This is a genomic window from Lysobacter sp. N42, from assembly GCF_004344885.1.
In genome coordinates this window covers 1,069,366-1,076,055 of sequence record NZ_SKFB01000001.1, presented here as the reverse complement: position 1 = coordinate 1,076,055, position 6,690 = coordinate 1,069,366, and the positions used below count along the sequence as shown (strand labels likewise).

At 44.7% G+C, this 6,690-nt stretch carries 7 protein-coding genes; all 7 read left to right on the top strand.

The window, feature by feature from the left end:
- Positions 1-882: 882 nt before the first annotated feature.
- From pseF to EYQ95_RS05260, 7 genes are read left to right on the top strand one after another with little or no spacing between them, the layout of a single operon-like run.
- Positions 883-1,575, top strand: coding sequence for a pseudaminic acid cytidylyltransferase (pseF, locus tag EYQ95_RS05290; protein WP_111913755.1), 693 nt, complete (start codon positions 883-885; stop codon positions 1,573-1,575).
- A gap of 5 nt (positions 1,576-1,580) precedes the next feature.
- Positions 1,581-2,636 (top strand): UDP-2,4-diacetamido-2,4,6-trideoxy-beta-L-altropyranose hydrolase, encoded by a 1,056-nt coding sequence (gene pseG, locus EYQ95_RS05285; RefSeq protein ID WP_111913756.1) that lies wholly within the window; start codon positions 1,581-1,583, stop codon positions 2,634-2,636.
- On the top strand, positions 2,633-3,673 hold the full coding sequence (gene pseI / locus EYQ95_RS05280) for a pseudaminic acid synthase (protein ID WP_111913757.1): 1,041 nt from the start codon (positions 2,633-2,635) through the stop codon (positions 3,671-3,673). Before pseG ends, pseI begins: the two co-directional genes overlap by 4 nt.
- On the top strand, positions 3,670-4,227 hold the full coding sequence (pseH, locus tag EYQ95_RS05275) for a UDP-4-amino-4,6-dideoxy-N-acetyl-beta-L-altrosamine N-acetyltransferase (RefSeq protein WP_165831895.1): 558 nt from the start codon (positions 3,670-3,672) through the stop codon (positions 4,225-4,227). Before pseI ends, pseH begins: the two co-directional genes overlap by 4 nt.
- 20 nt (positions 4,228-4,247) lie before the next feature.
- Entirely contained in the window at positions 4,248-5,003 is a 756-nt protein-coding gene (locus EYQ95_RS05270; RefSeq protein WP_111913759.1) for an SDR family NAD(P)-dependent oxidoreductase, read from the top strand.
- A 27-nt stretch (positions 5,004-5,030) separates the two neighbouring features.
- Positions 5,031-5,267 (top strand): acyl carrier protein, encoded by a 237-nt coding sequence (locus EYQ95_RS05265; RefSeq protein ID WP_111913760.1) that lies wholly within the window; start codon positions 5,031-5,033, stop codon positions 5,265-5,267.
- Position 5,268: 1 nt separating this feature from the next.
- Complete coding sequence (locus tag EYQ95_RS05260; protein ID WP_165831896.1) at positions 5,269-6,690, top strand: AMP-binding protein; 1,422 nt, start codon at positions 5,269-5,271, stop codon at positions 6,688-6,690.

The following is a 6,690-nucleotide window of genomic DNA, read 5'->3' as shown; positions in this document are numbered from 1 at the left end:
CCTGTCCAGGCTTAAAGCCCTTCGCGTTGAGCGAGGGGCTTTTTGTTTGGGTTCCACCTATGTATACATCCATGTAGCATCGCCCGACTCGGCATCCATGCCTCGTGTAAAAACCTGAACGAGCTGTGCTCGCTCCGGGCGGTTTTTACCCATGTAGCATCCCCCGGCTCGGCGTCCATGCCTCGCGTAAAAACCTAAACGAGCTGTGCTCGCTTCGGGCTGTTTTTACCCATGTAGCATCCCCCGGCTCGGCGTCCATGCCTCGTGTAAAAACCTGAACGAGCTGTGCTCGCTCCGGGCGGTTTTTACCCATGTAGCATCCCCCGGCTCGGCGTCCATGCCTCGCGTAAAAGCCTAGCGAGCAGTGCTCGCTTTAACGGCTTTTACCCTGTCCAGGCTTAAAGCCCTTCGCGGTGAGCGGGGGGCTTTTTGTTTGGGTTCCACCTATGTATACATCCATGTAGCATCCCCCGGCTCGGCGTCCATGCCTCGCGTAAAAACCTAAACGAGCTGTGCTCGCTTCGGGCGGTTTTTACCCATGTAGCATCCCCCGGCTCGGCGTCCATGCCTCGCGTAAAAGCCTAGCGAGCAGTGCTCGCTTTAACGGCTTTTACCCCACAAGATTATAAAGTCAGAGCACAAGCCAGGCACATTGAGCACCTATCTTGTATAGAGCTACGTTCGTACGGACCGCTGTGCGGTCTGCACGGTTAAGCTTAAAGACTGTATCTCCAATCCCAACTGCAGATTAACCGTAACGATTCGTGTAAGCCTTAATCGTCATGTAGTAGGCATAAAAATGATTTGTTTTTTATATCAATGATTCTTGCTTATGGTCGATGTATGATAAGTCTATAATTAAAACTAAAAGAGTACGGCGATATGGCGTTAGCGGTTATTCCTGCTCGGGGTGGAAGTAAACGTATCCCCCGTAAAAACATAAAACCCTTTTGTGGTAAGCCTATGATAGCTTGGTCTATTGAGGCGGCTTTGAATAGCCATTGTTTTGAGCGCGTAGTGGTTTCGACTGACGACGAAGAGATCGCAGAGGTCGCTCGATCTTATGGTGCAGAAACGCCGTTTGTGCGGCCTCAAAAGTTAAGTGATGACTACACTGGCACTTCTCCCGTTGTTAGACACGCTATTGAAACACTGAAGGAACAAGGAGAAAGTTATGACGAAGTTTGCTGCATTTATGCTACGGCACCTTTTCTCGTTCCAGAGTTTTTGTCGTCAGCAAAGCAAATGCTCACTGACCATTCCTGCCCATATGTATTCAGTATTTGTTCTTTTCCCTATCCGATTCAACGAGCGGTAAAGCTTTCTGATTCTGGTCATGTAGAAAAGTTTGAACAGCGAAACTTCAATGTACGCTCTCAAGACTTAGAAGAAGCATTCCATGACGCTGGTCAGTTTTATTGGGGAACCTCCGAAGCTTGGTTAAGCAAGGAAAGCGTTTTTTCAGGCCGCGCGCAAGGTTTTGTATTACCACGCTCTCGTGTTCAAGATATTGATACGCATGAGGATTGGGAAAGAGCAGAGCTTATGATGAAAGCGTTAGAGGTTGGAAAATAATTCCGGTGAATATTCTAATTCGTGTTGACGCTAATATTCACATGGGCAGCGGACATGTAATGCGTTGTTTAACGCTTGCTAATAAGCTTAAAAGTTCTGATGCTAGCGTTGAGTTCGTTTGCATTGATCAACCAGGTAACTTCATTGGTCACATAGAAGCACAAGGCTATGTGGTTCATCGGCTGAATTGTGATAGTTCTTACGATGGCTGGCTGCCATGGTCTGAAAATGAAGATTTTGAAAAAGTACAATCGCTTTTTAGCGAACCCAGTTATGACTGGGTGATTGTAGATCACTATGGCTTGTCGTCTACTTGGCATAGCTTAACACGACAACTTACAAAGCATATATTGGTCATTGACGACCTAGCTAATCGTAATTACGACGCCGATTTACTGCTTGATCAAAACTTAGGCAGAACGGCTGAAAACTACGAAGGTAAAGTACATGGGCAAGTTCTTGCGGGCACTTCTTATACGTTATTACGCGATGAGTTTTTAAATGCCCGCGCGCAAGCAAAAACAAGGACAAGCCTTAAGCGGTTAATGATTTCCTTAGGTGGGGTAGATGAATTTAATTATACCCATCAAATTATTGAGTGTATTGCCGAAAAACTAGATGGGTTATTTACCCAAATTGATGTGGTTTTAGGCGCTACTTCACCCCATGTTGACTCAATTAGGTCTGCAGTCACTAAGTTTAACCAAACAAACGTTAGTGTACTCCATGGTATAAGCAATGTAGCGGAAGTGATGATGCATGCCGATCTTGCGATTGGAGCTGCGGGAACAACGTCTTGGGAGCGCTGCTGCTTAGGCTTACCAACTATAATGATGGAGTTGGCACCCAATCAACGTACAGCGGTTGTAGCACTTGAAGCACAAGGGGTAGGCATTCGTTTAAAGGTTGAAGATATTGCGGTAGAGTTAGTGCATCAAATTCAAATGTTAGCGCATGATCATTCCCGTTTATCAGCTATGTCCAGAAAAGCTGCGACGTTGGTTGACGGTAACGGTGTAACTCGGGTCGTCAATGCGATGAAAGAGGTAAACGAGCAATGAAAATAGGTCAACGTAAGATAGGCTCGAGCGAGAAGCCTTTTATAATTGCTGAATTGTCCGGTAATCATGATCAATCGCTAGAGAAAGCTCTGACTATGGTTGATGCAGCTGCGGCTGCTGGCGTAGACGCGATTAAGCTCCAAACCTACACCGCAGACACCATTACGCTCGACGTTCATGAAAATGAATTTTATATAGATAACAAAGAAAACCTTTGGCACGGCTATTCTTTATATCAGTTGTATCAAAAGGCAATGACACCTTGGGAGTGGCATAAACCCATTTTCGAGCGTGCTAAGCAATTAGGTATCTTGGCGTTCAGTTCACCTTTTGATTTAACTGCTGTCGATTATTTAGAGTCGCTAGATACGCCTTGCTACAAAATTGCGTCTTTTGAGAATACTGATCATGAACTTATTGCGGCTGTCGCAAGAACAGGAAAGCCCGTTATTGTGTCTACGGGTATGGCAAGCCAAACTGAGATAGCTGAGGCAGTGGAGGTGTTGGAGAGCAATGGTTGCGAGGACTATATTCTCCTAAAATGCACAAGCCATTACCCTGCGCGTCCTGTTGACGCAAACCTCAATACGATTCCTCATTTACGCGAGCTTTTTGGCTGTGAAGTTGGACTTTCAGACCATACTGCTGGGCTTGGCGTCGCTGTAGCCGCTGTTGCGGTTGGTGCTACTGTTATAGAAAAACATTTTGTACTCGACCGCAGTGAAGGTGGGGTAGATGCCGAGTTTTCGATGGAGCCCCATGAGTTTAAACAGTTAGTTGAAGAAGCGAAGCGTGCACATGATGCTATGGGAACAGTACACTACGGATGTACCGAGCAAGAGATAGCGTCACGAAAACACCGTCGTTCGCTCTATATTGCTGAAGACATGGCAGAAGGTGAAATTCTAACTGAGAAGAATCTTAGGTCTGTTCGCCCTGGACTCGGCTTACCTGTGAAGTATTTACCTATACTGTTAGGTCGCCCTATTAAGCGATCTGCTAAGAAGGGTACAGCTATGCAATGGGACTTGGTATGAAGGCGGTTGTACCGTTTCAAAGATACGGCGTTACATTGAAACGCCTCGAAGAAGATATGCTAGAGCAAGTCCGTTCGTGGCGAAACTCTCCTGAAGTGGCGAAACACATGCTACAACAAGGTGAAATTTCAAAAGAGCAGCAGGAAAATTGGTACCAAGGGCTTCAGGAAGACGATAGCAGGATTTACTGGGTAGCTTGGTTCAAGGAACAACCCATCGGCGTCGCTTCGTTGACTAAAATTGACCTTAGCAAAGGTAGTGCTGAGCCGGGCATGTATATTTACCCCGAGCAGTTTAAGAATAATATTATTCCTTTTTGTGTCGCATTTGCTTTGAACGACTTTGCGTTTGAAGAGCTTGGTTTAACGACCCTTGTGGGCAAAATATTTGTTGATAACGAGGCTTCGGTGCGGTTCCATGAAAAATGTGGTTATAAATCTACTTCTCAAATAACTCATGTAGAAGAGCAACAGAAAGATTTACAGTGGTACAGTTTAAATAGAAAAGATTACGAAGCCGCTAAAGCTCCAATCGCTAGGTTTATAAGGTACTAAGGGTTGAGTACAAGAAAACTATGAGTATTGAAATCGATTTAACAGGAAAGGTCGCATTGGTGACCGGAGCTAGCAGAGGTATAGGAGCTGAAGTTGCGTCACTCTTAGTGAAAGCTGGAGCTCATGTTTTGGTCAATGGCCGCAACGAGGATGCGCTCACTGAGCTTTGCCAAAAGCTTAATGATAGTTTTTCAGGTACCGCAGAGCCAATAGCGTTCGATGTTACTGATCCGCAAGCAGTAAAAGATGCATTTCAGAAAATATTTAAAGTCTCGAAAAGGTTGGATATTCTGGTCAATAACGCTGGCATTTTAGACGACGCGCTCATTGGTATGGTGTCGCAAGAGCAGATAAAGAATACCTTCTCAACAAACACCTATAGTGTGCTTTATACCAGCCAGTATGCCGCGAGACTGATGGCACGCGCAGGTTCAGGTAGTATTATTAATATCGCTTCCATTATTGGCCGTGTCGGTAATGAAGGCCAAGCGGTGTATGCCGGAAGCAAAGCTGCTGTGATTGGTATTACCCAATCTTTGGCTAAAGAGTTAGCGGCACAAAACATAAGAGTTAACGCGGTAGCTCCTGGTTTTATAGATACTGATATGACGAAGAGCATTCCAGAAGATAAATACCAGCAGCGAATGGACTCTATCGGTATGCAAAGAATAGGGACGCCGGACGATGTTGCGCGCTCAGTTTTATTCTTAGCCTCGGACTTATCGTCTTATGTAACAGGTCAGGTCGTTGGCGTAGATGGCGGTATGCTTGTTTAATACGTTTTACATTTGGAAAAAATAATAATGACATCAGAAGTTTTATATTCCGTTTTTGCAAAAGCTCTTGGTATTCCTTTAGAGAAGGTTAATGATGACTTAACCTACAACACCATTAAAGAATGGGATTCCACTGCTCATATGATTCTTGTGGCCGAAATTGAGGATACATTTGAAGTCATGCTCGACACAGACGATATTATTGATATGAGCTCTGTAGGCAAGTGTCGTGAAATTCTAAAAAAATATGACGTCGAGTGTTAATTTGCAGAAAAATGCAGATATTTTTAATAGATTAGACTACTTTTTAGGTCCCGCTCTTCTAACTGACAAAGAGTCAGTGAGCTATGCTGAACTCGAGCAACGTGTAGCAGAGCATGCATTAGAAATAGAACAGCAGTGTATTAATGAGCGAGGAGAGCCTTGCTTGGCAGCACTCGCATTCGAGAACAACATAGAAAGTGTCGTCAATTATCTTGCTGCTCTGCGAGCGCAGGTTCCATTGCTGTTAATCGACCCTGACCTCAACATAGACATGAAAAAGGCTATGTATGAGAAGCTAGGGGTGAGTATTGTGCTTAGCGGAAAAGCTATTATGCAAATAGCGCCGTGGCCTTTTCATAATACTCAAAAGCCTATTGCTTCAAGCAAAGCAAAAGCTGCACTTTTGCTCAGCACTAGTGGTTCTTCTGGGGCTCCAAAGTCGGTTATGTTAAGTCGGGACAACTTAATTTCGAATACAAATTCAATTTTAGATTATTTGCCCATAGAGCAGGCGGACTGCGCAATAACAACGCTTCCTTTGCATTACAGTTTTGGTTTATCTGTTTTAAATACTCATCTTGCGAAAGGTGCTCGGATAGTTCTGACTAAACACCCTTTGATGTCTAAAGAGTTTTGGCAACTCTTCCGAGAGCACGGTGTTACTTCTCTTTCTGGCGTTCCGTTCCATTTCCAGATGCTACAAATGCTCCGGTTAGAGCGCATGGAGCTGCCACAGATGCGCTATTTAGCCCAAGCGGGTGGCAAAATGTCGCCGGATCTCGTTGAGCATTTTGAAGGTATAGCGAAAGACCGAGACTGGACACTCTATGTAATGTACGGTCAAACTGAAGCAACGGCTCGTATGGCTTATGTTCCGCCAGAGGTTTTAAGTGGTGCTAGAGATTCCATAGGAAAAGCGATTCCTGGCGGACGGTTTGAAATTCGTGAAATCGGAACTAGTGAACTTATAAGAAGTTCTGACCAAGCGGGTGAGCTGTGGTATTTCGGTAATAATGTAATGTTAGGTTACGCTAAAGCTGCTACTGACTGGACGCTAGAGCGTGTACCACAACAAAGCTTAGCCACTGGCGACATTGCTGAATGGACGGATAACGGATTAGTGCGTATTACAGGACGCCTTTCACGGTTTATAAAAATTAGAGGCAAACGCTTACAGCTCGACCACATAGAGCAGGCCATGCAAAGCATTTCTAAGGACATATTATGTTGCGGTGAAGACGACATGCTTTATGTAGTAAATGCGCCTGATACCGAAACAACCCATCAATATTTACGTGAGTCTTTAGGATTACACCCTAGCTTGTACCAAATTACTGAAGTTACTGAGCTGCCTACGCTTTCTAGTGGTAAAATTGATTTCCAGAAGCTGCTTACAATGTGCAACAAGAGGGAAGGTGAATAG